We start from the raw sequence: 24,585 nt of genomic DNA on the forward strand, positions 1-24,585 counted from the left end.
AGTCCGCGCCGCGGTTGTCATTCCGCCTCAGCCGCAGCCGCCAGCGCGGGTTGTGTCCGCGCGCCTACGGGCTGTGGACAAGCCCAGCGCGCGCACCTGAAGGCCGTCCATGCTGCAAGGGTGGACGTTCTCACCGTGATCGAGCGCTCAGGAGGCCTGGCCACCCGGGCAGAACTGATCCTGGCGACATCTCGCGCAGACGTCGATCGCGCCCTGGCACGAGGGTCCCTCACACGCATCGGACAGGGCCGCTACGCGCTCCCCGGTGTCGACCTGGCTGCTGCGACGGCCCACCGGCTGAACGGCCACCTGAGCCTGACCAGCGCCGCCCTGCACCACGGGTGGGAGGTCAAGGCCGTCCCACCACTTCCTCACGTCGTCTTCCCCCGCAAGCGGAACGTCCCCCGCCTCGGCCGCCGCGAGGTGGTGGTGCACCGGGCCGACCTGGGACCGGACGACATCGCGGGCATCGCCACCAGCCGCGAGCTCACCCTGCTCCAGTGCTTGCGCTCACTGCCGGACGACGAGGCCTTGGCGATCGCGGACTCGGCCCTCCGGCACGGAGAGATCTCGACGCTGCGCCGTGTGCTGGCGTCGGTTCGCGGAGCCGGCAGTGCCAAGGTCCGACGCATCGGGGCCCAGGCGGACGCGCGCGCCGCAAACCCCTTCGAGTCCGTCATGCGCGCCATCTGCCTTCAGGTCCCCGGCCTCTCCGTCACTCCCCAGCTGGTGGTGTCGAGCGACTACGTCTGGGCCTGTCCCGACCTGGTCGATCGCGAGCGTCGGATCGTCATCGAGTGTGACTCGTGGCAGTGGCACGGCGACCGCAGGGGCTTCCTCAAGGACGTCCGCCGCTACAGCCTTCTCGCCGCCGACGGCTGGACGGTGCTGCGGTTCACGTGGGACGACGTCATGTTGCGGCCGGCATGGGTGCGCTCGGTGCTCTGCCGAGCCATCGGCGTAGACCCGCGGACAGAACTCCCCGCCGTGGGGCCCATAGCCGCGTAGGCGTCCTTCCTGCACGACTTCTGTCCGCGCGTCTACGAGACGTTCGGTGTCGGGGGAGCGAGCAGGTCAGCTGAGGACAAGACCGGGGTAGAGCGGGTGCTTGTCGAGCATCTCGGCCGAGCGCTTCGTGACGCGGTCGGCGACTCCGTCGCCCAGGACGTACGACGCCTTGCTGGGCCCGCCGGCCTTGGTCGTGCCGGCCTCGGTGTTGCTGAGCACGTCGACGATGAGCTCCGCCACGGTGTCGAACTCGTCGTGGCCGAAGCCGCGGGTGGTGAGCGCGGGCGTGCCGAGCCGGACGCCGGAGGTGTACCAGGCGCCGTTGGGGTCGGCCGGGACCGAGTTGCGATTGGTGACGACGCCGGCGTCGAGCAGCGCCGACTCGGCCTGGCGACCGGTGAGCCCGAAGGACGACACGTCGAGCAGGACGAGGTGGTTGTCGGTGCCGCCCGTGACGAGATTGGCGCCGCGGGTCAGGAAGCCGTCGGCCAGCGACTTGGCGTTGTCGGCGATCCGCTGGGCGTAGTCCTGGAACGCGGTGGTCCGGGCCTCAGCGAGGGCGACGGCCTTGGCGGCCATCACGTGCGACAGCGGGCCACCCAGCACCATCGGGCAGCCGCGGTCGACGTCAGCGGCGAACTCCTCCTGCGCCAGCACCATGCCGCCGCGCGGGCCGCGCAGCGACTTGTGGGTGGTGGTCGTCGTGATGTGGGCGTAGGGGACCGGGTTCTCCTCACCGGTGAACACCTTGCCCGCGACGAGACCGGCGAAGTGGGCCATGTCGACCATCAGCACGGCGCCAACCTCGTCGGCGATCTCGCGCATCTTCGCGAAGTTCACGCGGCGCGGGTAGGCGGAGTAGCCGGCGACGAGCACCAGCGGCTTGAACTCCCGCGCCTTGGCGGCGACAGCGTCGTAGTCGAGCAGACCGGTCTCCCGGTCGGTGCCGTACTGCTGCTGGTGGAACATCTTGCCGCTGATGTTCGGCCGGAAGCCGTGCGTGAGGTGGCCGCCGGCGTCGAGCGACATGCCGAGGAGGCGCTGGTTGCCGAACTCGTGGCGCAGCGTCTCCCAGTCGGCCTCGGAGAGCTCGTTGACGTTCTTCGCCTGCATCTTCTCGAGGTAGGGCGACTCGACCTTGTTGGCGAGGATCGACCAGAAGGCGACGAGGTTGGCGTCGATGCCCGAGTGCGGCTGGACGTAGGCGTACGGCGCGCCGAAGAGCTCACGGGCGTGCTCGGCGGCGAGCGACTCGACGGTGTCGACGTTCTGGCACCCGGCGTAGAACCGGTGGCCCACGGTGCCCTCGGCGTACTTGTCGCTGAACCAGGTGCCCATCGTCATCAGGACGGCCGGCGACGCGTAGTTCTCCGACGCGATCAGCTTGAGCGAGGCCCGCTGGTCGGCGAGCTCCTGGCGGGTGGCCTCCGCGATGCGGGGCTCGACCGAGGCGATGACCTCGAGGGCCTGGGAGTACGCACTGCTGATCAGGGAGTCCGTCATGGGCGACAGCCTAGAGGCCAGCGCGCGCCGTCCCTCCGCGGCCCGCAGGGGTGCGAACGGCGTACTCGCGCGTAACCATGGTGTGACCTGGGCCGCACTCGGGACCGGGTCCGGGCGAGCACGGCCAGCGGCGTCTCACATCGTGGCGCGTCATCTCGAATAGCAAGATTTCGCCTTGTGGAACCTGTGTCCATTCCCTGAGACTTCTTGACATGGTCACCGCTTCCACCCACGCACACCTTGTGGTTCGACGTCACGTCGACCTCATGCGCGTGGGCAGCGCGACCTGTTGGCATCGCTGACGCCGCCCCTGCATCCCTCCGCGCTCAACGTCGCGCGCGGCACACCTCAGCGAACAGGACCTTCCTGACCATGCCCGACCTCCGGTTCACGCCCCAGGCCGCCCAGCACACCGAGATCCCGCGCCCCAAGCGCGCCGAGGGTCAGTGGGCGCTCGGTTACACCGAGCCGCTCAACAAGAACGAGCAGTCCAAGAAGGACGACGACCCGCTCAACGTGCGGGACCGCATCCTCTACACCTACTCCCGCCGGGGCTTCGACTCGATCGACCCGGCCGACCTGCGTGGTCGCTTCCGCTGGATGGGTCTCTACACGCAGCGCGCGCCCGGCTTCGACGGCGGCAAGACCGCGCAGCTCGAGGAGGAGGAGCTCGACGACCGGTACTTCATGATGCGCGTGCGCACCGACGGCGCCATCCTGGACGCCGCGGCCCTCCGGGCGCTGGGCGAGGTCTCCACGACGTACGGCCGCAACACCGCCGACATCACGGACCGCAACAACATCCAGTACCACTGGATCGAGATCGAGAGCGTCCCGGCGATCTGGGAGCGCCTCGAGTCGGTCGGCCTCAGCACGCTCGAGGCGTGCGGCGACAGCCCGCGCCCCTTCCTCGGCTCCCCCGTCGCCGGCATCGCCAAGGACGAGATCATCGACGGCACCGAGGCGCTCGCCGAGATCAAGCGCCGGGCGCTGGACAACCCGGCGTTCTCCAACCTGCCGCGCAAGTTCAAGACGGCGCTGACCGGCCACCCGAGCCACGACGTCGCGCCCGAGGTCAACGACGTGGCGTTCGTCGGCACCGTCCACCCCGAGCACGGCCCGGGCTTCGACCTCTGGGTCGGCGGTGGCCTGTCCACCAACCCGATGCTCGCCCACAAGCTGGGCGTCTGGATCCCGCTCGACGAGGTGGCCGACGCCTGGGAGGGCGTCGCCGGCATCTTCCGCGACTACGGCTACCGCCGGCTGCGCTCCAAGGCCCGCCTGAAGTTCCTCCTCGCCGACTGGGGCAAGGACAAGTTCCGCGAGGTCCTGGAGAACGAGTACCTCCACCGCTCGCTCGTCGACAACCCCTCCCCCGAGGCGCCGATCGCCCAGGGCGACCACATCGGCATCCACGAGCAGAAGGACGGCCGGTTCTACATCGGCGCCGCTCCCGTCGTGGGCCGCATCGACGGCACCACGCTGAGCGCGCTCGGCGACCTCGTGGAGCGGTACGACGCCCGCGGCGCCCGGCTGACGGCGTACCAGAAGCTTGTCGTGATCGGCGTCGCGGCCGAGGACACCGAGGCGTTCGCCGACGACCTCGAGAAGATCGGCCTCACCGCCCGCCCCAGCAACTGGCGTCGATCCACGATGGCCTGCACCGGCATCGAGTTCTGCAAGCTCGCGATCGTCGACACCAAGGAGCGCTCGCGCCGGCTCGTCACCGAGCTCGAGAAGCGGTTCCCCGACCTCGACACCGACATCTCGGTCAACGTCAACGGCTGCCCCAATGCGTGCGCACGCACGCAGGTCGCCGACATCGGCCTCAAGGGCCAGCTCGTCATGGACGCCGACGGCCGCCAGGTCGAGGGCTTCCAGGTGCACCTCGGCGGCGCCCTCGGGCTGAACCCCGCGATGGGCCGCAAGCTCCGCGCCCACAAGGTCACCAGCGCGGGCCTCGACGACTACGTCTCCGCCGTCGTGAGCGCGTACCTCCGGGACAGGACCGAGGGCGAGCGGTTCGCCGCCTGGGTGGCCCGCGCCGACGAGGTCCTGCTGCGCGGGGAGCCGGTGGCGGTCTGATGAGTGAGCGCGCCCATGTCTGAGAGAGCACAGCCCTTCCACTGCCCCTACTGCGGGGACGAGAACCTGTTCCCCCGCGAGGGTGCGGGTGCCTGGGAGTGCCGCTCGTGCCTGCGCAGCTTCACCGTGCAGATGACCGGGATGATCCCCCACCCCGGCACGGACCCCGCCGTCGAGGGAGGCACATCATGAGCCTCTCCACCCGCGCTGCCCGCGACTTCAAGGGCACCCACACCGAGGGACGGACACCCGAGGAGCTCCGCGAGCTTGTCTCCCACGTCGGCGCCGAGCTGGAGCTGGCCCCGGCCGAGGTGATCATCGAGTGGGCCGTCGCGACGTTCGGCGACCGGTTCGCGATCACGTCGTCGATGGGCGACGCCGTGCTCGCGCACCTCGCCTCCCAGGTCGCCCCCGGCATCGACGTCGTGTTCCTCGACACCGGCTACCACTTCATCGAGACCATCGGCACCCGCGACGCCGTCGAGGCGACGCTGCCGGTCAACCTGCGGACCGTGAGCACCTCGCTCACCGTCGCCGAGCAGGACGAGCAGTACGGCAAGGACCTCTACAAGACCGACCCCGACCTCTGCTGCGCCCTGCGCAAGGTCAAGCCGCTCGCCGACACGCTCTCGGAGTACGACGCCTGGGCCACCGGCCTGCGCCGCGCCGAGACGCACAACCGGGTCATCGCGCCGGTCGTCGGCTGGGACGCCCGCAAGGGCAAGGTCAAGGTCTCGCCGCTGGCCCGGTGGAGCGACGAGCAGGTCGAGCAGTACGTCCTCGACAACGGCGTGCTCGTGAACCCCCTCGTCCACGACGGCTACCCCAGCATCGGCTGCTGGCCCTGCACGCGCCGCGTCGCCCCCGGCGACGACCCGCGCAGCGGCCGCTGGGCCGGTACCAACAAGACGGAGTGCGGGATCCATGCCTAGGTCACTCCCCCATGCCAGCACTTCGAGACGGTCGCTGCGCGACCTCCTCAGCACGAGCGACAACGTCGTCGCACCCACCCAGCACGACAGCACCACCACACACGATCGGAGGCACCCCTGATGGCTGCTCCTGCTCTGGTTGCCCTGGCCCACGGAAGCCGGGACCCGCGTTCGGCCGCGACGATCAAGGCGCTCGTCGCCGAGGTCAAGGCGATGCGCCCCGACCTCAAGATCGAGACGGCCTTCCTCGACCTCTCCAAGCCGGGCTTCGACACGGTCGTCGACCGCCTGGTGAAGGCCGGTCACGACGAGATCGTCGTCGTCCCGCTGCTGCTCGCGGAGGCCTACCACGCGAAGGTCGACGTGCCGGAGGCCATCGCCGCGGCCATGGCACGCCACGAGGGCGTCCGCATCCAGGCCAGCCGGATCCTCGGCATGGAGGCCGCCTTCCTCGAGGTGCTCGACGTCCGCCTCCGCGAGGCGCTCAAGGCCGCCCGGGTGCGCGAGCTCGACGCCCTGGTGCTCGCCGCCGCCGGTTCGTCCGACCCGCTCGCCAACCAGGCGGTCGCCCGCATCGCCCGCACCTGGGGCGCGCGGCACCGGCTGCCCGTCACCGCGGCCTTCGCCTCGGCCGCTCCGCCGGCCGCCGGCGAGGCGGTGCGCGCCTTCCGCGCCGAGGGCAAGCGCCACATCGCCGTGGCGTCGTTCTTCCTCGCACCCGGCCGGCTGCCCGACCGAGCGACCGAGCTGGCCGTCGAGGCCGGCGCGGTGGCCGTCTCGGACCCGCTCGGGGCGCACCCCGCGGTCGCGCGCGCGATCCTCGCCCGCTACGCCGTGGGTGCTGTCGAGCTCGTCCCGGTCTGAGACGAGCAGCGGCGTCCGAGGAACGAGGGCGACGCGTGGGCTCGGCCAGATCGAGCAAGCGACGCGACTGAGGCACGAAGTCGCCCGAGCGCGTCGAGTTCAACCCTCGGGCACGTCCCGCTAGAGGTGCTTGAGCGCCTCACGGCGGGAGAGCCCGCTGAGGCGATCGGCGTGGGTCCGGGCGAAGGCCAGGACCCACGCCGCATCCGTTCGCGCGTGCTGCGGCAGCGCCCAGCCGAGCGCCTTGCGGACGAAGAACTCGCGGCCGTACGCCGTGTCGTCGAGGTTGGCGACCAGCACCCGCTCCAGGAGGTCGGTGTCGGTCTGCTCGCGGTGACGCAGCTGCGCCAGCATCGCCGTACGCCGGACCCACAGGCTGTCGGGATCCACCGACCACCGCTCGATGACCGGAGTGACGTCGGCGCGCTGGTCGAGGAGGACCTGCCCGACGGGGTGCGCGGCGATCTCGTCGACGACGTCCCACCACGCGCCGGTGCGCACGAGCTGCTCGAGCAGCGGCAGCAGGTCGGGATCGAGCCACGCGCGGTAGGACCGGTGCCGGAGGAGGGCGATCGCGGCGTACCACTCCTCGCGGTGCTCGGCGTCCTCCCACAGCTCGAGCACCGCCGCCTCCCACTGGGCCCGGTCGACGAAGCGGTGCTCGACCAGCAGGGGTCGCAGCAGCGCCTTGAGAGCCGGGGAGCCGAGGCCGACATAGGGCAGCTCGGACTTCATGTACGCCTGCTGCTGCGCCGCACGCTGCGGGTCGCCGGCCACGGCGAAGGCGGCCCGCACGGCACCGACGTACGTCATCGGCTCAGCCCACGAGCCGCTCGCGGAGGTGCTCGAGCTGGCGAGCCGGGTCGCCGGTCAGCCCGCCGTGCACCGCGCCGGGCTGGAGCACGGTGCTGCGCGGGGCCTTGAGGAAGCCGAACCGCTGGCCCAGCGACTGCCGTGCGGCCTCGCCCCCGCGCTCGTCGCCACGGCACACCCAGTCGGTGAACGTGAGGGCGTCGCACACCTGGTCGACGTCGATGTCGGGGTGCAGCGAGCGGAGGCGGTCGGCGTCGACCGACCACGTCACGTCGAGGAAGTCGGCCGCCTGGCAGTGCAGCACGACGCCGACGTTGACGAACTCCTCGCGCTCGGGGCGCGGCACGCATCGGAGGACGACGTACTGGTAGGCCAGTCGGTTGGCGGTCATCGCGACGCCTCCGGGAGCCACTGGCGGGTGCCGAGGCGGGCGTCGAGGAAGTCGACGTACGCCGTGCGCAGCGCGTCGGGTGTCTCCGCGCCGGGCACCGGCTCGAGCCAGACGTCGGGCACCCCGGCCAGCACGTCGACGAAGACGTCGCGGCTCAACCGGGCCGCGATCTCCTCGTCGAGCTCGCTCGCGCGGTCCGCACACTCCTCGAAGACATGGCCGCCGACGTCCCATGCCTGCGCAGCGAACTTCGCCGGGTCGGTCACCCCGGAGCGCCAGCCGTGGTGGAAGTAGAGCGACGCGCCGTGGTCGATGACCCAGAGGTCCCCGTGCCAGAGCAGCAGGTTGGGGTTGCGCCAGGACCGGTCGACGTTGGCGGTGAACGCGTCGAGCCACAGCACGCGCGCGCCCTCGTCGTCGGCCGCGCTCACCTGTCCGTCCACGCCGAACGAGCCGGGCAGGAAGTCGATGCCGAGGTTGGGACCCACGCTCGCGTTGAGCAGGTCCTGCACCTCCTCGTCGGCCTCGTAGCGCGCGAGCTCCGGGTCGAGGTCGAGGACGACGAGGCGAGGGGTGCGCAGTCCGAGGCGGGTGGCGAGCGCGCTCACGATCACCTCCGCGACGAGGACCTTGGCACCCTGCCCGGCGCCGCGGAACTTGCAGACGTACGTGCCGAGGTCGTCGCCCTCGACCACTCCGGGCAGGCTGCCGCCCTCGCGCAGGGGGGTGACGTAACGGGTGACAGTGACGATGGGGAGGCCGATGGGAAGGCCGGTGGGAAGGTCGGTGGGAAGGCCGGTGGAGCTCACTGGACGGGCGTCTCCTCGGCCAGGCGCTCCGTCTCGGCGGCCACGCCGAAGTCGGCGACCGGCCACTGCAGGTCGAGCCCCCGCAGGGTGTCGAGCAGGAGCCGGCCGATGGCGAGGTTGCGGAACCACTTCTTGTCGGACGGGACCACGTGCCACGGCGCAACGTCGGTGCTGGTGCGCTCGAGCGCGATCTCGTACGCGTCGCGGTAGGCCGGCCACAGCGCGCGCTCGTCGAGGTCGCCGGGGTTGTACTTCCAGTGCTTCTCGGGGTTGGCCAACCGCTCGGCGAGCCGGGCCTTCTGCTCGTCGGCGCTGATGTGGAGCATGCACTTGATGATCGAGAACCCCTCGTCGGCGAGCCGCGCCTCGAAGTCGTTGATCGCGTCGTAGCGGCGCTCGAGCTCATCGGCGTCGGCGAAGTTCCGGACCCGCGCGATCAGCACGTCCTCGTAGTGCGAGCGATCGAAGACCCCGATGTAGCCGGCCGGCGGCAGGCCGTTCTCGATGCGCCAGAGGAAGTCGTGCTTCCTCTCCTCATCGGTGGGCGCCTTGAAGCTGGTGATCCGGACGCCCTGGGGGTCGACGAGGCCGATCGTGTGGCGCAGCACGCCGCCCTTGCCGCTCGTGTCCATGCCCTGCAGCACCAGCAGGACGCGGCGCTCGGACCCGACGGTCCGCTCGGCCCACAGCCGTTCCTGGAGGTCGGCGAGCTCGGTCCCCATCGCGGCGAGCGCTGCCTTGCCGTCGCTCTTGCCGCCGTCGAAGCCGGGGGCGGCGTCGGTCTCGATCGCCGTCAGGTCCACCGGTCCGGCGGGCAGGCGCAGGTGGGCGGCGATGTCGTCCGTCATGGGCACATCATGGCGCACGGCGTCGCGGTGCCGGGCCGAGGACGCGGCGCACGTCGAGGGTGCAGCCGACGACCGTCGCGGTGGTGCCGTCACGTTGCGGCTCGTCGAACCAGGTGCCCCGGGTGAACCCGGCCTTGTCGAGGATCCGCAGCGATGCCGTGTTGGCGTGGTCGGGCGCGGCGAAGTACGACGTGGCGTCGGGGAAGCGCCGTTGCGCGTCCTGCATCCAGGCCCACAGCATGCGCGCGCCCAGACCGCGTCCCGCCCACCCGGGCTCCCCGATGGCGTAGTCGAGGCCGATGGCGTCCGGATCGGGCGTCAGCAGGGCGAACCCGGGGTAGTCGCGGATCCGGTAGTCCTGGACGAAACCGACGGACCGACCGTTGACCTCCACCACCCACATGCGTGTCGGTGTCCTGCCGTCGACGCGAGGCCCGTACGTCTCCGTCACGCGCTCCATGGAGGGCTCACCGTCGTTGTGCCACCACCGTCGGACGTGCGGCTCCTGCAACCAGCGTGTCAGCGCCGGTAGGTCGCTGTACGTCATCGCCCGCAGGTAGACGGCCCGGTCGGGATCGACGTCGAACCGCAGGACGTCGCCCGAGAGGTCCTGGGCGACCGGCTCGCCGCCGACCGGCGCGCAGATGCGGGCCGCGGCCGCTGCCCACGGCTCCCCGGGCAGCAGGGCGCCGGCCAGCTGCCGGTCACCGTGGCGTACGACGACGGGGCGCGCCGCCGTCGCATCGGCGTCAGGCACGTCAGTGCGCGAGGGCGTCCGGGTCGACGACGGGAGGAAGCACGGACCACGGGAAGTCGATCCAGCGCTCGGTGCTCCGCCAGGAGTAGTCGGGCTTGATGACCGACTGCGGCTTCTCGTAGATCACCACCGTGCGCACCTCGGCGACGTGGCCCTCGCAGAACGCGTGGACGAGCTCGAGGGTGCGACCGGTGTCGGCGACGTCGTCGGCGACGAGCACCTTGAGGCCGGACAGCTCGATGGCCGCGGGCGTCGGGGGCAGCATGATCGGGACCTCGAGGCGCTGGTCCACGCCCGTGTAGAACTCGACGTTGACCACCGAGATGTTCTTCACCGCGAGGGCGTAGCCCAGCCCCATGCCGAGGGCGAGCCCGCCGCGCGCGATCGCCAGGATGATGTCGGGGCGGAACCCGGAGTCAGCCACCTCCCGCGCGAGCTCGCGGGTGGCCGTGCCGAAGAGGTCGTAGGTGAGGATCTCGCGCTCGCTGCTCACGGGACCCATCCCACCAGAGCCCGTCGCTCGCCGGAAGACCGGGCCGCCGAGGGTCGCGCGTCCCAGCGTCATCCGAACCGGGACCTGTGCGTGCGGATCCGTATGACGCACCCGGCGCCAGCCGGCAGCCGGCCCCAACGTCATCCGAACCTGAACCTGTCCGTGCGGATCCGTATGACGCACCCGGCGCCAGCCGAAAGCACCTCAGAAGTCGGGGTGGGGCTCGCCGTCGTCCTCCGCCTCGCCGAGCGCCTCGCGGACGACCGAGAACGCGAGGCCGGCGGCGTAGCCCTTGCGGGCCAGGAGCCCGGCCAGGCGGCGGGTGGCCACCTGGCGGTCGAGGCCGCGCATGGAGCGCAGCTTCTTGTCGACCAGCGCGCGAGCGGCCGCCCGCTGGTCGGACTCGTCAATCTGCTCCAGCGCGGACTTCGAGTCCTCGTCGTCGATGCCCTTGCGGCGCAGCTCCTGGGCCAGCGCGCGGGGGGCCAGACCTCGGCTGCGGTGCCGGCTCTCGACCCACTGCCGGGCGTAGGCGGCGTCGTCGATCAGGCCGACCTCGGTGAAGCGGTCGAGCAGCTCACCGGCGAGCTCGTCGGGCACGCCCCGCTTGGCGAGCTTGTCGGCCAGCTCCTGGCGCGAGCGTGCCTGCCCGGTGAGGGTGTCGAGCAGGATCTTGCGGGCGACGGCCTCGGGATCGGCCTCGAGCTCCGCGGCCGCGGCTTCCTCCCGCGCGAGCCTGGCTGCCTCGCGCTCCTCCCAGGTGCGGGTCGCCTTGCGGCCACCCTTGCGGCCCTCGCGGCGACCCGCGCCGCCGCGCCCGCCTCGGGGACGGTCCGGGCGAGGCTCGGCGGGCGTGGATGGGGTGTCCCCCACCCACGCCTGGACCCCGAGCCCGACGTCACCGGCCCAGTCGGGTGCCGGACGGGTCTCGCCGCTCACCGGCGGGTCCCGACACGCATCATCGACCTCGCAGGCTCGCTCGATCGCTTGCTCGACCTGCCCGCACCCACGCCGCCCTCTCGTCCCTCGAGGGCGGCTGTGCGGTCAGAAGTCATCGACCCCGATGGGCTCGTCGCTCAGGTCGTCCCCGGGCTTGTCGACGGCGGGCGTCACACCCAGCTTCTCGAGGATGAGCTTCTCGATCTCGTTGGCGAGGTCGGGGTTGTCGCGCAGGAAGTTGCGCGAGTTCTCCTTGCCCTGGCCGAGCTGGTCGCCCTCGTAGGTGTACCAGGCGCCGGCCTTGCGGATCAGGCCCGCCTCGACGCCCACGTCGATGAGGCCACCCTCGCGGCTGATGCCCTTGCCGTACATGATGTCGAACTCGGCCTGCTTGAACGGCGGAGCCACCTTGTTCTTCACGACCTTGACGCGGGTGCGGTTGCCGACCATGTCGGTGCCGTCCTTCAGCGTCTCGATGCGACGCACGTCGAGGCGCACCGAGGAGTAGAACTTCAGGGCCCGACCACCGGTCGTGGTCTCCGGCGAGCCGAACATCACGCCGATCTTCTCGCGCAGCTGGTTGATGAAGATCGCGGTCGTGCCGGAGTTGTTGAGGGCACCGGTCATCTTGCGCAGCGCCTGGCTCATCAGTCGGGCCTGGAGGCCGACGTGGCTGTCGCCCATCTCGCCCTCGATCTCGGCGCGGGGCACGAGCGCGGCCACCGAGTCGATGACGATCAGCGACAGGGCACCGGAGCGGATCAGCATGTCGGCGATCTCGAGCGCCTGCTCACCGGAGTCGGGCTGGGACACGAGGAGCGCGTCGGTGTCGACGCCGAGGTTCTTCGCGTAGTCGGGGTCGAGCGCGTGCTCGGCGTCGATGAAGGCGACGATGCCGCCGGCCGCCTGGGCGCTGGCCACCGCGTGGAGGGCGACCGTCGTCTTTCCGGAGGACTCCGGGCCGTAGATCTCCACGACACGACCGCGCGGCAGGCCGCCCAGCCCGAGGGCCACGTCGAGAGCGATCGACCCCGTGGGGATCACCTCGAGCGGCGCACGTGTCTCGTCGCCCAGTCGCATGACCGAGCCCTTGCCGAACTGCTTCTCCACCTGTGCGAGCGCGGCGTCGAGGGCCTTCTCGCGGTCTGCACCAGCCATTGCTGTGTCCTGTCTTGTCGTCGTGTCGTGAGAGGTACGTCTGCGACGCTAGGGCGAGCCACCGACAGTCCCTGATCAGGACGGTCGAACGCTGTGGACAACCTCGCCCCTCGTCGTACCTGTGGATGCACAGTAGCCCGAACAGGTGTTCGACGCGCTACACCGCCTCGGCGTGTCGGCCACCGAGTGCGTGGGGCCGAGGAGCGGCTCAGGAGTGCCGGCGGGTCGCGGCGCCGGCGACCACGACCGCACCCGCCAGCAGCGCGGCGAAGGTCGCGAGCGCGGGGTATCCCAGCTGCCCGACGATGACCCCGGCGAGGGCTCCTCCAGCGGCGGCGGTGAGCGCCATCGCCATGTCGGAGGTGCCCTGCACGTCGGTGCGCGCCTCGATGGGCGTGCGGTCCGCGATGACCGTCGACGCGGCAACCGTCGCGCAGGACCAGCCGACGCCGAGGAGGAACAACCCCGCGAAGATCTGCCACGAGGTCCCTTCAGGTGACAGGCCACACAGCGCGAGCGACACCAGCAGGACCACTCCCCCCGTGATCAGGACGGCCGCCCTGCCGAAGCGGTCGGCCGCCCAGCCGACGAGCGGCGAGAAGGCGAACATGCCGAGCACGTGGATCGAGATGACGAAACCGATGACCTCCAGGTGCGCGCCGCCGTGCTCCATGTGGAGCGGCGTCATGATCATCACCGTCACCATCGCCGCGTGGGCGCAGGCCATCGCCACCACCGCGGCGCCGACCGCCGGCACGTCGCGCACCACCGCGACGAAGCTGCTCCAGGACCGCCCGCGCGGCTCGGGACCGGCGCTGGGCACGACCCCGGCCGTCTCTTGGGCGAGGAGCAGCGGGTCGGGTCGCAGCCGCCACGACACCCACCCGGCCGCCACGACGAGCACGACCGCACCGATGGCGAACCCACCGGTCAGCTCGGGCACCCCCATGGAGCGGGCGACGCTCGCGCCCACGCCGGTGAGGTTGGGGCCGGCGACGGCCCCGACCGTGGTCGCCCACACGACGACCGACAGGGCACGGGCACGGTGCTCCTCGGTCGCGAGGTCGGTCGCGGCGTAGCGCGACCCGTTGTTGACCGCCGTGGTCGCTCCCAGCATGAGCGCGCCGAGCAGCAGCACCGCCATCGAGTCGACGACACCGGCGACGACGGCCAGGACCGCGCCGGTCGCCCCGATGAGGTAGCCCGCGACCAGGCCGACACGTCGCCCGCGGCGGCGCATGACGCGCGCGAGCCCGTAGGCGGCGGCGGCCGTGCCGAGGACCTGGAAGGTCTGGGCGAGGCCGGCCATCGTCTCGCTGCCGGAGATGTCGCGCGCGAGGAGCGAGGCGGTCGCGACGCCGATGGTGACACCGACCGCGCCGACCGCCTGGGAGACGACGAGGGTGCGGACCGTACGACGCTGGACCTGGGCGACGGTGAGGCCTCCCGCGAGCCGGGTGGTCACCGTTCGCTGTCCGGGAGCTCGAGCTGGCGATGCACGGCAGCCCACACCTGCTTGGGCGGCACACCTGCGTCGAGCGCCTCCTGGGTCGTGCGGCCGTCGAGGTCGCGCACGACGGTGAGCTCGGCCCACGTGCGGGAGTAGGCCCGCCCGAGGGCCTTGTCGAGCCGTGCCCAGAACTCGGTGTGCCTCATGCCGACACCCCATCACGGACCGCCGACAGCTCGAGCCAGGTCTCCCCCCGGTCGCCCCCGAGCCCGTGTCGGACGACCACGTCGCCCCACCCCGCGGCACGGACGACGGTCTCGACGTCCGCGGCCCGCCAGTAGGTGAAGTGGCGCGGGCCGCTGATCGTCCCGTGGGTGGACCAGCCGTCGCCGTCGCCCTCCTTGAGCGACATCCGCAGCACCCCTCCGGGCCGGGTGACCACGGCCAGGCGGCGCAGGACGGTGGGCAGGTCGTCCCGCGCGACGTGCAGGAGCGACGCGTTGGCCCACACGGCGTCGTTCGGGCCGTCTGGCGAGGTCAGGTCGTCGACGAGGGGGTCGAGGCGGTCGCAGGCGTGGCCATGCTCGCGCAGCAGCGCGACGAAGGCGGGGGTGACGTCGGTGCGCCGCACGGCGAGTCCGAGCTGCTCCATCAGCAGCGCGTCACGACCACCGCCCGAGCCGATCTCCAGCACGCGCGCGCCCGGGCCGAGCCGGTCGGCGAGGTGCTCCAGCGCGGCGCGCACGGAGTCCGGCACGGTCGCGGTGCGGGCGACGTACGCCGCTGCGTCGCGGTCGTAGGACCGGACGGTCTCGCTGGTCACGCGGGCGCCGCCACGTCGTGGAGGTGGTGCACGACGTCGTGCAGGTGGTAGCGGCCCAGGCTCTCGACGGTGAATTCGTCGCCGTTGGACCGCAGCCCGCGGCGACCGCGCGTGGCATCGGTGACGGAGCCGTAGAGCATCGCCACGGTGCGGGCGGCACCGACCAGCTCGGCCGCGACCTCGGCGGGGTCCTGGCTGCCGTAGTCGCGCGCGACCGCGGTGGCGTCCTGGTCCCAGTTGGCGAAGGTGGGGACGTCCTCGGTGAGCATCAGCCGCACGCGCTCGGCGAAGAGCAGGTGCACGTCGCGCACGTGGCAGCCGTACTCCAGCGCCGACCAGACCCCGGGTCGTGGGCGGTCGGCCGCGTCACCGCGGGCGAGCGCCCGCGACCACGAGGACGCCGTCGCCTCGAGGAGGTCGGGGAGGTCGGACACGTCGTGCGCGGCGGCGTCGAAGCCGCACTCGGGGCACGACCGCGAGAGCACCCAGGTCCAGTCCTTCGTGTCGGGCGTGATGCTCATGGCCGCCATCCAACCAGTCCCGGCGGCGGTGACAATGTGTGGAATGGACATCCGTCGCGCACTTCCCGCCGACCTGCCGGCCGTCGCCGCGATCTACGGCCGCGAGGCCCGTGAGGGGCATGCGACCTTCGACCTCGAGCCGCGCCCGATGGAGGTCTGGGAGGCGAGGCTCGGCGAGCACGGCGACCACTTCCTGGTCGCCGACGACGGCGGCACCGTCACCGGCTACGCCACGTCGTCGACGTTCCGACCGAAGCCGGCGTACGCCCACACCCGCGAGACGACTGTCTACGTCGCGCCGGGCCAGCAGGGTCGGGGCACCGGTCGCGCCCTCTACGACGACCTGCTGGCCCGCCTCGCCGGCGACGGCATCCACCTGGTCGTCGCCGCGGTTGCCCTGCCCAACGCCGGCAGCCTCGCCCTGCACCGCGCCTGCGGCTTCGAGGAGGTCGGCGTGATGCGGGAGGTCGGCCGCAAGCACGGCCGCTGGATCGACGTCGCTTGGCTCCAGAAGGTGCTGGGCTGACGTCACCCGGTCCCGCGGTCAGGCCCCGAACGCGACGCTGGTGCAGGCCAACCGGGCGCCGGCGGCCCCGGTGGTCGTGTTGGTGGGCTGCGCGTGGATCACCACCGACCCCGCGGTGCCCGCCACGAAGGTCCACGGCACCGTGGTCGTGGCGACCCCTCGACCGCGTTCGTCCGAGGTGACGTCGAGCCAGACCTCCCGTTCGGCGAGCGGGACCGTCGCGTCGGTCGAGTGCTGGTAGTGGCCGCCGGACGCGAGCGGGTCGGCGCCGCAGGTACCCGTGTGAACGTGCGCCCCGAACGTCTGTCCGGCCGGCAGCCCGGTCACCATGAGCCGGACGCGAGTGGTCCCGTCGCTGGACCAGGCGTGCACCTGCGTCTTGACCTGGTCGTACGCCGTGTCGTGCACGACCGTGGGCCCGTGCCCGTGGTCCACCAGCACCCCGGCGGCCACCGCGGTGGTGGGCATTGCGGCAAGGACGGCTGCTGCCGCCACTCCTGTCCTGATCCTCGACATCTGGGTCCTCCTCCATGACTGAGCTCGTCCGGCGGACCGAACGGGCCGCCACCAAGAGGTGCCTCCGCGATCGGTGTTCGGTTCACGCCTGGTCTGGACCGGTGCACGACGTGGCGGCGCCGGCGAACCGATCATGGGCGTCGGCGCAACTAGGAGACGTGATGGGAGTGGACGACACCGGCTGGGACGCCCGAGAGGGCGTCGACGACCGGTCCGACGCGGAGCTGCTCGCCGCCGTGGCAGACGCAGACCGCGGCGCGCTGCGCGAGCTCTTCGTGCGCCACGAGCCATGGATGGCCATCCGGCTGTCGCGGCGGTGTGCCGATCCGGCGATCGTCGACACCGCGGTCCAGGACACGTTCCTCGCGGTCTGGCGCAAGCCGTCCGGATGGCGGGGCGAGGGCGAGGTCGCCGCGTGGTTGTGGGGCATCGCCGTGCGGTCCATGCTGCACCAGCTGCGGCCGCGGGCCAGCGTGGTCGAGCGGCTGCGCAACCTCCGCAGCCACCCGGCGACGTCGGCGGAGGAGGAGGTGCTCGCCCGGGTCGAGCACAGCGACGTGGGCCTCGCCTTCGCTCGGCTCTCCCCCGACCTGCAGGCCGTCGTCCAGGCCACCGTCCTCGACGGCCTCTCCACGCGCGAGGCCGCCGCGCTGCTCGGCATCCCGAGCGGCACCGTCAAGAGCCGGATGAGCCGCGCTCGCACCCAGCTGAGGGAGGGACTGTTGTGACGCAGACCTGGCACGCCGACGAGGAGACGCTGCGCGCGTGGGCGGACGGCTCCGCGGCGCCCCTCCCCGCCGCCTCGCTCGAGGCCCACCTGCTCCGCTGCGACGAGTGCCGTCGGCGCACGGCCATGCTCGCGCCGTCCGCCTCCGGCAGCGACGTCGTACGACGCTGGGACGCGCTGGCCGACCGGATCGACCGTCCACGCTCCAACCCGCTGCTGCGCCTCGGCCTGGCCACCCCCGGGCTGCGCGCCGCCTGGCTCTCCTCGATCCTGCTGCTGCTCACCCTGCCGGTCGTCGTGTCCGTCCTCGGCCTCCAGCTGCCCGTCTTCATGGCGCTCGCCCCCGTCGCTCCGCTCGCGGCGGTGGCCCTCACCTACGGACGCCACGCCGAGCCGGCCGGGGAGCTCGCCCTCGCCACCCCGACGGCCGGCCTGCGCCTGGTGGCGGCGCGGGCCGTGCTGGTGGCCCTCCCGGCTGTGCCCATCGGCGTCGGCGTGGCCCTGCTCCTCGGGCTCCCCACGCCGGTGGCCCTGGGCTGGTTGCTGCCCGGCGCCGCCCTGACCTCGCTGGTGGCCCTGGCCGGCACGACGCGGCTGGATCCCTCGGTCGTCGCTGCGTCCCTGGGCTCGCTGTGGGCCGTCGCCGTCTCGTGGCCCACCGCCTCACGCAGGGTGCCCGCCGACGTGGTCACCGACCTGCTCGCCTCGGCCCCCAGCCAGCTCACCGCACTGGTGGTCGCCCTCGCGGCGATCACCCTCACCGTCGCCCGTCGCGACACCGTCGCCTACCGGAGGACCGCATGAGCAGCACCGACACCGACACCGCCACCCACACGCCCACGGGCACGCTGCTGAGCGCGGCCGGCATCACCAAGGCGTTCGGCTCCCAGACCGCCGTGGACCAGGTCGACCTCACCCTCGGGCGGGGCATCGTGGGGGTGCTCGGGCCCAACGGCGCCGGCAAGACGACGCTGCTGCGCATCCTGGCGACCGTGCTCGCCCCCGACCGCGGCACCCTGTCCCTGCTGGGCCTGGACCCGGCCCACCCGACGGCGCGCACCGAGGTGCGACGCCGGCTCGGCTACCTCCCCCAGTCGCCCCGGCTCTACGGCGGGTTCACACCCCTCGAGATGGTCGACTACGTCGCCATCCTCAAGGAGCACACGGACGCGTCCCAGCGACGACGGGAAGCAGCGACGATGCTCGAGGCCGTCGGCCTCGGTGACGCGATGCACAAGCGCATCCGCACCTTGTCGGGCGGCATGCAGCAGCGCGTGGCGCTGGCGTCCGCACTCGTCGGCGCCCCGGACCTCCTCGTCCTCGACGAGCCGGCCACCGGGCTGGACCCGGAGCAGCGGATCGCGCTGCGGTCCGTCCTCGCCGAGACCTCCCACCGCGGTTGCGTCGTCCTGTCGACGCACAACACCGCCGAGGTCGCGGCCCTGTGCCAGCAGGTCGTCGTCATGGACCGCGGCAGGATCTGCTGGTCCGGCACGCCCACCGAGCTGGCGGGAGAGGCCGAGGGCCGGGTCTGGGAGTCCGACGTCGAGGAGCCCACCGCGCTGCGGTCCTGGCTGACCGGCCCCGGCACCCGCCGCCACGTGGGCACGCTGCCCGACGGCGCCTCACCGGCCGTCCCCACCGTCGACGACGGATACCTGCTCGTGACGAGGCTGACCCGATGAACACCGCGCTCGCCCACGCCGCCCTGCCCACGGCGCGAGCCATGCGCTGGGCGCCCGCGGTCTTGCTCGCAGCTGTGCTCGTCGCCGCAACCCTGCTCGCCCGGTCCGCCGGACGCCCTGCGGACGTCGTCCTGGCGATCGCCGCGGCCGGCCTCGCCGCGACCGTCGTCTCCGGCCTGCACGACCCGGCCGCTGCGATGCTAACGGCGGTGCCGGTGTCGCTCATGCAGCGTCGGGTCCTGCGGCTCGGCCTGCTCGGGCTGCCGGCCCTCGCCGTGTGGTTCCTGCTCGACTCGCTGACGACCGCGCGGCTGTCCGGGCCGGGTCCCCTGCTCGCCGCGGCGGCCTGCGGTGTGGCCGTCGCGCTGTGGGCACCGCAGCGACGGGCCGTGCTGCTGGGAGCATCCACCCCGGTGGCCCTGTTCGCCCTCCACCAGCTCCTGCCGGACGGAACGGTCTCGGACGTCGTCGGCTGGTGGCTGACGGAGCCGTGGTGGGTGCTCGCGGCAGCGACCCTCCTCTGCGTGGCAGGACGGCGGCGATGAGCGCGACGACCGCCAGGCCCGTGACGACCGCGTCGGCCCCAGCGACGGTGACCCGCGCGCTGGTCGCCGCCGAGACACGCCGGATGCTGCGCAACCCGGTGCCCTGGGGCTGCCTGGCCCTATCGGTCTGGGCGATGTGGACCGTGCGGCCCGAGCCGGGCGAGTGGCCGGGCTCGTCGTACGAGGGGATCATGCCCGCCGTCGCGCCGTTCCTCTTCGGCATCTCGGTCGCCGCCGCGCTGCCGTTCCACCGCGCACGCCACGACGTCGCGCCGGCCGCACCCGTCTCGGAGGCGCGCCGGACGCTCGCCCGGCTGCTGGCCGCGCTCCCGTTCGTGGTGGTCGCTGCGGCGTACGCCGTCCTGGTCGCCTGGCGGGAGAGGGAGATCGGTGGCCTGTGGATCGGCATGGAGCCCGGCCGCACGACGGAGGCGCTCCACACCACGGCCGAGCTGGCGCAGATCGTCGCCCTCGCGCTGGTGGCCGTCGCGCTCGGCGCCGCGCTCGGACGACGGACGTCGCGGCTCGTGGCCGTGGTCCCCGCGCTCTTCGTGCTGTGGTTCGTCGTCAGCGTCTACTGGCTCTTCGGGCAGGCGGCAGTGACGCCGTTCTCCGTGATCCAGGTGCAGCCGGTCCACCTCCCGGCCGGTACGCCCTCAACCGACCCCCTCAGCCTTCCGTCCGACTGGCTGCTCGTCGGGGCGCCCCACACCACCGACGGCGGTTGGCAGCGCCAGTTGGTGTCGGAGGCGCTCGCCTGGTGGCACAACATGTGGCTGCTCGGGCTTGCCGCGCTGCTGCTCGGCGTCGCGTGGCCCCGGTCGGGGCGGCGGGCACTGCTCGCCGTCGGGACGGTCCTCGCCGTGGCAGGCATCGTCGGTCAGCACGTGGTGATCCCGTGAGGCGACGTGTGCTCCTCGTGACGCTGGCCGTCGCGGTGCTGGCCGCCTGCAGCCCTGCGGCCTCCGACGTCGACGGCGAGGTCTTCGCCACCGGCCCGATGGCACCGGCCGCCGCCAAGCAGCCGGACGCGGTGCCCGTCGTCGTCGACACCGACCTGGCACCCGACGACCTCGCGGCGCTCGCCCTGCTGCTGCGTCACCCCCGCGTCCGCGTCGTCGCCGTGACGGTCCCGCAGACGGGTGAGCTGGACTGCCGTGGCACCGGACTCCTGGGCGACTTCTTCCACGCGCTCGAGACTGCCCCGCCGCTCGTCGCCTGCGGCACCACGCCGCGTGGCGAGGACGGGGTGATGTTCCCGCCCGAGTGGGGCGCCGGTGCGCTGATGAACAGCGGGCTGCCACGCGACGGCACCGCCGGCGAGCTCACCCCGGTGCGTACGCCGGCCGCCGAGCTCATCGCCCGGCTCGCCCGGCGCCATACCGATCTACAGGTGGTCGCCCTCGCGCCACTGACCGAGGTGGCCGCCGTCCTGCGCGAGCACCCGGCGGCGTACGCCCGGCTGGACGGCGTCACCACCATGGCGGGCACCGTCGACAGCGAGTCGCACGCCGACGGCGTGGCTGAGTGGAACGCCGGAGCCGACCCCGTGCCGTTCGCCGAGGTGCTGGCCGGCCCCGTGCCGGTGACGGTGCTGCCGGACGACCCGGTGCCGTCCGGCGCGCCGGACGGGCTGGCCGGTCCCGTCGTCGGCGGGCTCGGCCGGGTCCCCGGGTTCGAGTCGCCGAAGTACTGGGACCTCGCGACCGCCGGCACGTTCGTGGACGAATCCGCCGCGACCACCGAGTCGGGCACCTGGACCGTCGACACGAGCGACGACCGGGGACGGCTCCGGCGTACGGGCGACGGGCAGGTGCGCGTCGTGACCGCCCTCGACACCGCGGCCCTCGACGAGGTCTACCGCAGCGTCTTCCGGTGACCCGCTGGGTCAGGCCAGCCCGAGGCGGGCGGTGGACACCTCGCGCATCTCGACCTTGCGCACCTTGCCCGTGACGGTCATCGGGAACTCCTCGACGACCATCACGTAGCGCGGGATCTTGTAGTGGGCGAGCCTGCCGGTCGCGAAGGCGCGCACCTCGTCGGCGTCGAGCGGCTCGCTGCCCGGGCGCATCCGCAGCCACGCGCACAGCTCCTCGCCGTACTTCTCGTCCGGGACGCCGACCACCTGCACGTCCTCGATGTCGGGGTGGGTGTAGAGGAACTCCTCGATCTCGCGCGGGTAGATGTTCTCGCCGCCCCGGATGACCATGTCCTTGATGCGCCCGGTGACCTGGACGTAGCCGTCGTCGTCCATCACCCCGAGGTCGCCGGTGTGCATCCACCCGTCGTCGTCGATGGCCTCTCGGGTCTTCTCCTCGTCGTCCCAGTAGCCGAGCATCACCGAGTAGCCGCGGGTGCAGAGCTCGCCCGCCTCCCCGCGCGGGACGGCCTCTCCCGTGAGCGGGTCGGCGATCTTGACCTCGAGGTGCGCGCAGACCCGGCCGACCGTGCCGACCTTCCGCTCGAAGGAGTCGTCGGGGTGGGTCTGGGTGGAGACCGGCGACGTCTCGGTCATGCCGTAGCAGATCGTCATCTCCTCGATGCCGGCGGCGATGAGCTTCTTCATCATCTCTGCGGGGCAGGGCGAGCCCGCCATGATCCCGGTGCGCACCGAGGACAGGTCGTAGGAGTCGATGTCGGGCAGCGCCCACTCGGCGATGAACATCGTCGGCACGCCGTAGAGCGACGTGCAGCGCTCCTCCGTCACCGCCTTCAGCGTGAGCGCCGGGTCGAAGCCGGGCGCCGGGATCACCATCGTTGCTCCGTGGGAGGAGCACGCCAGGTTGCCCATGACCATGCCGAAGCAGTGGTAGAAGGGCACCGGGATGCACACGCGGTCGGCCTCGGTGTAGCGACACACCTCGCCGACGAGGTAGCCGTTGTTGAGGATGTTGCGGTGGCTCAGGGTCGCGCCCTTGGGGAAGCCGGTGGTGCCGGAGGTGTACTGGATGTTGATCGGGTCGCCGGGCGCCAGGCTCGCGGCCCGCTCGGCCAGGTCGTCGGCCGAGACGCCCTCGCCGTCCGCGAGCAGCCCGGCCCAGCTCTCCTCGTCGTCGAGGTAGACCACGCGCTCCAGCGCACGGTTCTCGGCAGCGGTCTCGTCCACCATGGCCCGGTAGTCGCTCGTCCGGAACGACGTCGCGGCGACCAGCAGACGCATGCCCGACTGGTTGGCGACGTAGGAGAACTCGTGGGTGCGGTAGGCCGGGTTGACGTTGACCAGGATGGCGCCGACCCGCGCGGTGGCGAACTGCACCAGCGTCCACTCGGCGCTGTTCGGCCCCCAGATGCCGACGCGGTCGCCCTTGCGGATGCCCGCTCCGACCAGACCGCGCGCGACGGCGTCGACGTCGGCCTGCAGCTCCGCCCAGGTCCAGCGCCGCCCGCTCGCGCACTCGACCAGCGCCTCGCGGTCGGCGTACGACGCGACGGTGCGCGCCAGGTTGTCCCCGATGGTCTCCTCCAGCAGTGCCGGGGTCGACCCACCCTTCGTCCAGGAGTCCGTGCTGCTCGCCATGCTCCCGAACCTAGCCCGGGAGAGCCGCTCAGGTCAGCAGCAGCTTGTCGAGCCGGCGTCGGACGACGAGCAGGCCGACGACGCCCATCACGACGAGGTAGACCACCGACACGGCTGACTCCCAGGTGATGACACCGGTCGTGAGCTCGCGGCAGAGCACGACCCCGCGGTAGAGCGGGGTGGCCTCGACGACCCAGCGCAGCACCCCGTCGCCGAACGCCTCGATCGGGAAGAAGGTGGCTGAGAAGAGGAAGAGCGGCATCTGGGCGAGCGTGATCTTGTCGAAGTCCTGCCAGCTCGTCATCCACGTCGTGACCGCCATGCACACGGCCGAGAAGGCGAAGGCGATCAGGATCGCGGCCGGCAGGGCCAGGACGGCCCACCACGAGTGGGTCAGGCCCATCAGCGCCATCACGAGGAGGAAGGCGGCGGAGTAGACCGAGCCGCGCATCAGGCCCCAGGTGATCTCGCCGCGCGCGATGTCACCGGTCGACAGCGGGGTGGCGAGCATCTGGTCGTAGAGCTTCTCGTACTTCATCTTGAAGAAGACGTTGTACGTCGAGTCGAGCAGCGCGCCGTTGAAGGCGGACGTCGCGAGCATGGCCGGCGCGACGAACTCGGCGTAGGGGATCGCCTCGCCGTGGAACTCGAAGGTGTCGATCAGCTGGCCGACGCCGATGCCGATCGAGAACAGGTAGAAGACCGGCTCCAGGAAGCCGGTGATGAAGAGCTTCCACGCGCCCTTGTAGACGACGTAGTTGCGCAGCACCAGCACCTTGGTGGCGGCGGCCGGGGTCAGCGGGGCCGGGATCCCCTCGATGAGCGCCATGTCAGACCTCCAGCCGGCGGTCGAGGTTGCGCACGGCGAGGAACCACCCGACGACGGTGAGGGTGACCAGCACGACGACGTTCAGCACGACCAGCGCCCAGTCGATCTGGTCGACGCAGAACATCCGGGAGAGCGAGACGCCGTGCCACAGCGGGGTCAGCCGGGCGATCCACTCCAGCACCGGCCCGAGGTTGCTGATCGGGAAGAAGGCACCGGAGAAGAGGGTCAGCGGGATGACGCCGAGGCGGAACAGCAGGCCGAACCCCTCCTCCGACCTCAGCCATGCGCTGTAGGCGAAGACCAGCGTGGTGAACGCGAAGCCGACGAGCACCTGCGAGAGCCACGCCAGGATCGGCCCCCACCACGTGGCGAAGACGCCGAACGGGGCCATCACCAGCATGAACACCGCGCACGCCGAGGCCACCCGGAACATCACGAACGCGACGTAGGCGTTGACCAGGTCGCGCACGGCCAGCGGCGTGGCCAGCTGCGCGAAGAACGTCTTGTGCCACTTGATGGACCCCATGACGGGGTACGTCGACTCGCTGACCGCGAGCGTCATGGCGTGCGAGGCGACGAGGCCGGGGACCACGAAGGCGAGGTAGGAGGTCGCACCCTCGAGCTTGTCGGGGTCGGCCTCGATGAACCCGCCGAGAAGGACGCCCATCGCGACGACGTAGAGCAGCGGAGTGAGGAAGCTGCTCACCACTCCCCCGCGCCACGTGCGCTTGAGGACCGTGAGCCAGTAGTCGTACTGCCGGGCCATGCCCTCCCACGCCGACAGGGAGCCGGTGGGGCGGGCCGGGCGGGCGGTGGTGGTCACCGAGGTCGTGTCGGCTCCTGGTC

The 24,585-nt window shown here is 72.0% G+C and carries 29 protein-coding genes; 12 read left to right on the forward strand and 17 right to left on the reverse strand.

The features are described from left to right. Positions 1–120 precede the first annotated feature (120 nt). Entirely contained in the window at positions 121–1,008 is an 888-nt protein-coding gene (locus ACFQW6_RS05600) for a DUF559 domain-containing protein (RefSeq protein WP_378542120.1), read from the forward strand. A gap of 66 nt (positions 1,009–1,074) precedes the next feature. Here the strand turns inward: ACFQW6_RS05600 and ACFQW6_RS05605 are convergent, their stop codons facing one another. Next, entirely contained in the window at positions 1,075–2,559 is a 1,485-nt protein-coding gene (locus ACFQW6_RS05605) for a glycine hydroxymethyltransferase (protein ID WP_378542611.1), read from the reverse strand. Between the two features lie 324 nt (positions 2,560–2,883). Between ACFQW6_RS05605 and ACFQW6_RS05610 the strand changes: the two genes are divergently transcribed. From ACFQW6_RS05610 to ACFQW6_RS05625, 4 genes are all read left to right on the forward strand, one after another. Beyond that, on the forward strand, positions 2,884–4,596 hold the full coding sequence (locus ACFQW6_RS05610; RefSeq protein ID WP_378542122.1) for a nitrite/sulfite reductase: 1,713 nt from the start codon (positions 2,884–2,886) through the stop codon (positions 4,594–4,596). 15 nt (positions 4,597–4,611) lie between these two features. Then, the gene (locus tag ACFQW6_RS05615; RefSeq protein ID WP_378542124.1) at positions 4,612–4,788 is read left to right on the forward strand and encodes a hypothetical protein; all 177 of its coding nucleotides are present in this window, start codon (positions 4,612–4,614) and stop codon (positions 4,786–4,788) included. Continuing rightward, positions 4,785–5,528, forward strand: coding sequence for a phosphoadenylyl-sulfate reductase (locus tag ACFQW6_RS05620; protein WP_378542126.1), 744 nt, complete (start codon positions 4,785–4,787; stop codon positions 5,526–5,528). Before ACFQW6_RS05615 ends, ACFQW6_RS05620 begins: the two co-directional genes overlap by 4 nt. A 120-nt stretch (positions 5,529–5,648) precedes the next feature. Then, positions 5,649–6,392, forward strand: a complete 744-nt coding sequence (locus ACFQW6_RS05625) for a sirohydrochlorin chelatase (protein WP_378542128.1) — start codon at positions 5,649–5,651, stop codon at positions 6,390–6,392. A gap of 120 nt (positions 6,393–6,512) precedes the next feature. Here ACFQW6_RS05625 and ACFQW6_RS05630 read toward each other — a convergent pair whose 3' ends face one another. The 12 genes from ACFQW6_RS05630 to ACFQW6_RS05685 form a co-directional block, all read right to left on the reverse strand. Further along, positions 6,513–7,205: a DNA alkylation repair protein gene (locus ACFQW6_RS05630; protein WP_378542130.1), complete on the reverse strand. Its 693-nt coding sequence runs from the start codon at positions 7,203–7,205 to the stop codon at positions 6,513–6,515. Between the two features lie 4 nt (positions 7,206–7,209). Beyond that, the gene (locus tag ACFQW6_RS05635) at positions 7,210–7,596 is read right to left on the reverse strand and encodes a DUF3037 domain-containing protein (protein WP_378542132.1); all 387 of its coding nucleotides are present in this window, start codon (positions 7,594–7,596) and stop codon (positions 7,210–7,212) included. After that, positions 7,593–8,405: a HipA family kinase gene (locus ACFQW6_RS05640; protein ID WP_378542134.1), complete on the reverse strand. Its 813-nt coding sequence runs from the start codon at positions 8,403–8,405 to the stop codon at positions 7,593–7,595. The genes ACFQW6_RS05635 and ACFQW6_RS05640 overlap by 4 nt, the downstream gene beginning before the upstream one ends. Next, entirely contained in the window at positions 8,402–9,253 is an 852-nt protein-coding gene (locus ACFQW6_RS05645) for a PPK2 family polyphosphate kinase (RefSeq protein WP_378542136.1), read from the reverse strand. The genes ACFQW6_RS05640 and ACFQW6_RS05645 overlap by 4 nt, the downstream gene beginning before the upstream one ends. Before the next feature lie 7 nt (positions 9,254–9,260). Further along, positions 9,261–10,010, reverse strand: coding sequence for a GNAT family N-acetyltransferase (locus ACFQW6_RS05650; RefSeq protein ID WP_378542138.1), 750 nt, complete (start codon positions 10,008–10,010; stop codon positions 9,261–9,263). 1 nt (position 10,011) lies between these two features. Then, positions 10,012–10,503 carry a phosphoribosyltransferase gene (locus ACFQW6_RS05655; RefSeq protein ID WP_378542140.1) on the reverse strand — a complete coding sequence of 164 codons (492 nt, stop codon included), beginning with the start codon at positions 10,501–10,503 and terminating at the stop codon, positions 10,012–10,014. 204 nt (positions 10,504–10,707) lie between these two features. Then, the gene (locus ACFQW6_RS05660) at positions 10,708–11,442 is read right to left on the reverse strand and encodes a regulatory protein RecX (RefSeq protein ID WP_378542142.1); all 735 of its coding nucleotides are present in this window, start codon (positions 11,440–11,442) and stop codon (positions 10,708–10,710) included. A 105-nt stretch (positions 11,443–11,547) separates the two neighbouring features. After that, positions 11,548–12,600: a recombinase RecA gene (recA, locus tag ACFQW6_RS05665; protein ID WP_378542144.1), complete on the reverse strand. Its 1,053-nt coding sequence runs from the start codon at positions 12,598–12,600 to the stop codon at positions 11,548–11,550. 208 nt (positions 12,601–12,808) lie between these two features. Beyond that, positions 12,809–14,065, reverse strand: coding sequence for an MFS transporter (locus tag ACFQW6_RS05670; RefSeq protein ID WP_378542146.1), 1,257 nt, complete (start codon positions 14,063–14,065; stop codon positions 12,809–12,811). After that, complete coding sequence (locus ACFQW6_RS05675) at positions 14,062–14,256, reverse strand: DUF3046 domain-containing protein (RefSeq protein ID WP_378542148.1); 195 nt, start codon at positions 14,254–14,256, stop codon at positions 14,062–14,064. The genes ACFQW6_RS05670 and ACFQW6_RS05675 overlap by 4 nt, the downstream gene beginning before the upstream one ends. Next, a complete protein-coding gene (locus ACFQW6_RS05680; protein ID WP_378542150.1) occupies positions 14,253–14,873 on the reverse strand; it encodes a class I SAM-dependent methyltransferase in 621 nt (206 codons plus the stop codon). Before ACFQW6_RS05680 ends, ACFQW6_RS05675 begins: the two co-directional genes overlap by 4 nt. Continuing rightward, the gene (locus tag ACFQW6_RS05685) at positions 14,870–15,394 is read right to left on the reverse strand and encodes a DinB family protein (protein ID WP_378542152.1); all 525 of its coding nucleotides are present in this window, start codon (positions 15,392–15,394) and stop codon (positions 14,870–14,872) included. The genes ACFQW6_RS05680 and ACFQW6_RS05685 overlap by 4 nt, the downstream gene beginning before the upstream one ends. Positions 15,395–15,437: 43 nt before the next feature. On the opposite strand from ACFQW6_RS05685, the gene ACFQW6_RS05690 reads away from it, so the two are divergent. Further along, entirely contained in the window at positions 15,438–15,920 is a 483-nt protein-coding gene (locus ACFQW6_RS05690; protein ID WP_378542154.1) for a GNAT family N-acetyltransferase, read from the forward strand. A gap of 18 nt (positions 15,921–15,938) precedes the next feature. Here ACFQW6_RS05690 and ACFQW6_RS05695 read toward each other — a convergent pair whose 3' ends face one another. Then, positions 15,939–16,436 carry a superoxide dismutase family protein gene (locus ACFQW6_RS05695; protein WP_378542156.1) on the reverse strand — a complete coding sequence of 166 codons (498 nt, stop codon included), beginning with the start codon at positions 16,434–16,436 and terminating at the stop codon, positions 15,939–15,941. A gap of 161 nt (positions 16,437–16,597) precedes the next feature. Between ACFQW6_RS05695 and ACFQW6_RS05700 the strand changes: the two genes are divergently transcribed. The 6 genes from ACFQW6_RS05700 to ACFQW6_RS05725 are packed head-to-tail and all read left to right on the forward strand — an operon-like array spanning position 16,598 to position 21,272. Then, positions 16,598–17,164, forward strand: a complete 567-nt coding sequence (locus tag ACFQW6_RS05700; RefSeq protein WP_378542158.1) for an RNA polymerase sigma factor — start codon at positions 16,598–16,600, stop codon at positions 17,162–17,164. Then, complete coding sequence (locus ACFQW6_RS05705; RefSeq protein WP_378542160.1) at positions 17,161–17,967, forward strand: hypothetical protein; 807 nt, start codon at positions 17,161–17,163, stop codon at positions 17,965–17,967. The genes ACFQW6_RS05700 and ACFQW6_RS05705 overlap by 4 nt, the downstream gene beginning before the upstream one ends. Beyond that, positions 17,964–18,848 (forward strand): ABC transporter ATP-binding protein, encoded by an 885-nt coding sequence (locus tag ACFQW6_RS05710; protein ID WP_378542162.1) that lies wholly within the window; start codon positions 17,964–17,966, stop codon positions 18,846–18,848. Before ACFQW6_RS05705 ends, ACFQW6_RS05710 begins: the two co-directional genes overlap by 4 nt. After that, positions 18,845–19,393 (forward strand): hypothetical protein, encoded by a 549-nt coding sequence (locus ACFQW6_RS05715; protein ID WP_378542163.1) that lies wholly within the window; start codon positions 18,845–18,847, stop codon positions 19,391–19,393. The genes ACFQW6_RS05710 and ACFQW6_RS05715 overlap by 4 nt, the downstream gene beginning before the upstream one ends. Then, a complete protein-coding gene (locus ACFQW6_RS05720; RefSeq protein WP_378542165.1) occupies positions 19,390–20,295 on the forward strand; it encodes a hypothetical protein in 906 nt (301 codons plus the stop codon). Before ACFQW6_RS05715 ends, ACFQW6_RS05720 begins: the two co-directional genes overlap by 4 nt. Next, positions 20,292–21,272 (forward strand): nucleoside hydrolase, encoded by a 981-nt coding sequence (locus ACFQW6_RS05725; protein ID WP_378542167.1) that lies wholly within the window; start codon positions 20,292–20,294, stop codon positions 21,270–21,272. The genes ACFQW6_RS05720 and ACFQW6_RS05725 overlap by 4 nt, the downstream gene beginning before the upstream one ends. 9 nt (positions 21,273–21,281) lie before the next feature. On the opposite strand, the gene ACFQW6_RS05730 is transcribed toward ACFQW6_RS05725, so the two are convergent. From ACFQW6_RS05730 to ACFQW6_RS05740, 3 genes are read right to left on the reverse strand one after another with little or no spacing between them, the layout of a single operon-like run. Further along, positions 21,282–22,910: an AMP-binding protein gene (locus ACFQW6_RS05730; RefSeq protein WP_378542169.1), complete on the reverse strand. Its 1,629-nt coding sequence runs from the start codon at positions 22,908–22,910 to the stop codon at positions 21,282–21,284. A gap of 28 nt (positions 22,911–22,938) precedes the next feature. Beyond that, positions 22,939–23,739: an ABC transporter permease gene (locus ACFQW6_RS05735; protein ID WP_378542171.1), complete on the reverse strand. Its 801-nt coding sequence runs from the start codon at positions 23,737–23,739 to the stop codon at positions 22,939–22,941. 1 nt (position 23,740) lies between these two features. Further along, positions 23,741–24,562 carry an ABC transporter permease gene (locus ACFQW6_RS05740; protein ID WP_378542173.1) on the reverse strand — a complete coding sequence of 274 codons (822 nt, stop codon included), beginning with the start codon at positions 24,560–24,562 and terminating at the stop codon, positions 23,741–23,743. Positions 24,563–24,585 lie beyond the last annotated feature (23 nt).

The sequence above is a fragment of the Nocardioides sp. GCM10028917 genome (assembly GCF_042666175.1).
GTDB lineage: Bacteria > Actinomycetota > Actinomycetes > Propionibacteriales > Nocardioidaceae > Nocardioides.

What these genes read in the sequence shown, in the direction of transcription:
- ACFQW6_RS05610 (WP_378542122.1), top strand. Translation starts at nt 2,884, where the DNA reads ATGCCCGACCTCCGGTTCACGCCCCAGGCCGCCCAGCACACCGAGATC.
- ACFQW6_RS05615 (WP_378542124.1), top strand. Translation starts at nt 4,612, where the DNA reads ATGTCTGAGAGAGCACAGCCCTTCCACTGCCCCTACTGCGGGGACGAG.
- ACFQW6_RS05620 (WP_378542126.1), top strand. Translation starts at nt 4,785, where the DNA reads ATGAGCCTCTCCACCCGCGCTGCCCGCGACTTCAAGGGCACCCACACC.
- ACFQW6_RS05625 (WP_378542128.1), top strand. Translation starts at nt 5,649, where the DNA reads ATGGCTGCTCCTGCTCTGGTTGCCCTGGCCCACGGAAGCCGGGACCCG.
- ACFQW6_RS05630 (WP_378542130.1), bottom strand. Translation starts at nt 7,205, where the DNA reads ATGACGTACGTCGGTGCCGTGCGGGCCGCCTTCGCCGTGGCCGGCGAC.
- ACFQW6_RS05635 (WP_378542132.1), bottom strand. Translation starts at nt 7,596, where the DNA reads ATGACCGCCAACCGACTGGCCTACCAGTACGTCGTCCTCCGATGCGTG.
- ACFQW6_RS05645 (WP_378542136.1), bottom strand. Translation starts at nt 9,253, where the DNA reads ATGACGGACGACATCGCCGCCCACCTGCGCCTGCCCGCCGGACCGGTG.
- recA (WP_378542144.1), bottom strand. Translation starts at nt 12,600, where the DNA reads ATGGCTGGTGCAGACCGCGAGAAGGCCCTCGACGCCGCGCTCGCACAG.
- ACFQW6_RS05675 (WP_378542148.1), bottom strand. Translation starts at nt 14,256, where the DNA reads ATGAGGCACACCGAGTTCTGGGCACGGCTCGACAAGGCCCTCGGGCGG.
- ACFQW6_RS05685 (WP_378542152.1), bottom strand. Translation starts at nt 15,394, where the DNA reads ATGAGCATCACGCCCGACACGAAGGACTGGACCTGGGTGCTCTCGCGG.
- ACFQW6_RS05690 (WP_378542154.1), top strand. Translation starts at nt 15,438, where the DNA reads ATGGACATCCGTCGCGCACTTCCCGCCGACCTGCCGGCCGTCGCCGCG.
- ACFQW6_RS05695 (WP_378542156.1), bottom strand. Translation starts at nt 16,436, where the DNA reads ATGTCGAGGATCAGGACAGGAGTGGCGGCAGCAGCCGTCCTTGCCGCA.
- ACFQW6_RS05700 (WP_378542158.1), top strand. Translation starts at nt 16,598, where the DNA reads ATGGGAGTGGACGACACCGGCTGGGACGCCCGAGAGGGCGTCGACGAC.
- ACFQW6_RS05710 (WP_378542162.1), top strand. Translation starts at nt 17,964, where the DNA reads ATGAGCAGCACCGACACCGACACCGCCACCCACACGCCCACGGGCACG.
- ACFQW6_RS05715 (WP_378542163.1), top strand. Translation starts at nt 18,845, where the DNA reads ATGAACACCGCGCTCGCCCACGCCGCCCTGCCCACGGCGCGAGCCATG.
- ACFQW6_RS05720 (WP_378542165.1), top strand. Translation starts at nt 19,390, where the DNA reads ATGAGCGCGACGACCGCCAGGCCCGTGACGACCGCGTCGGCCCCAGCG.
- ACFQW6_RS05730 (WP_378542169.1), bottom strand. Translation starts at nt 22,910, where the DNA reads ATGGCGAGCAGCACGGACTCCTGGACGAAGGGTGGGTCGACCCCGGCA.
- ACFQW6_RS05735 (WP_378542171.1), bottom strand. Translation starts at nt 23,739, where the DNA reads ATGGCGCTCATCGAGGGGATCCCGGCCCCGCTGACCCCGGCCGCCGCC.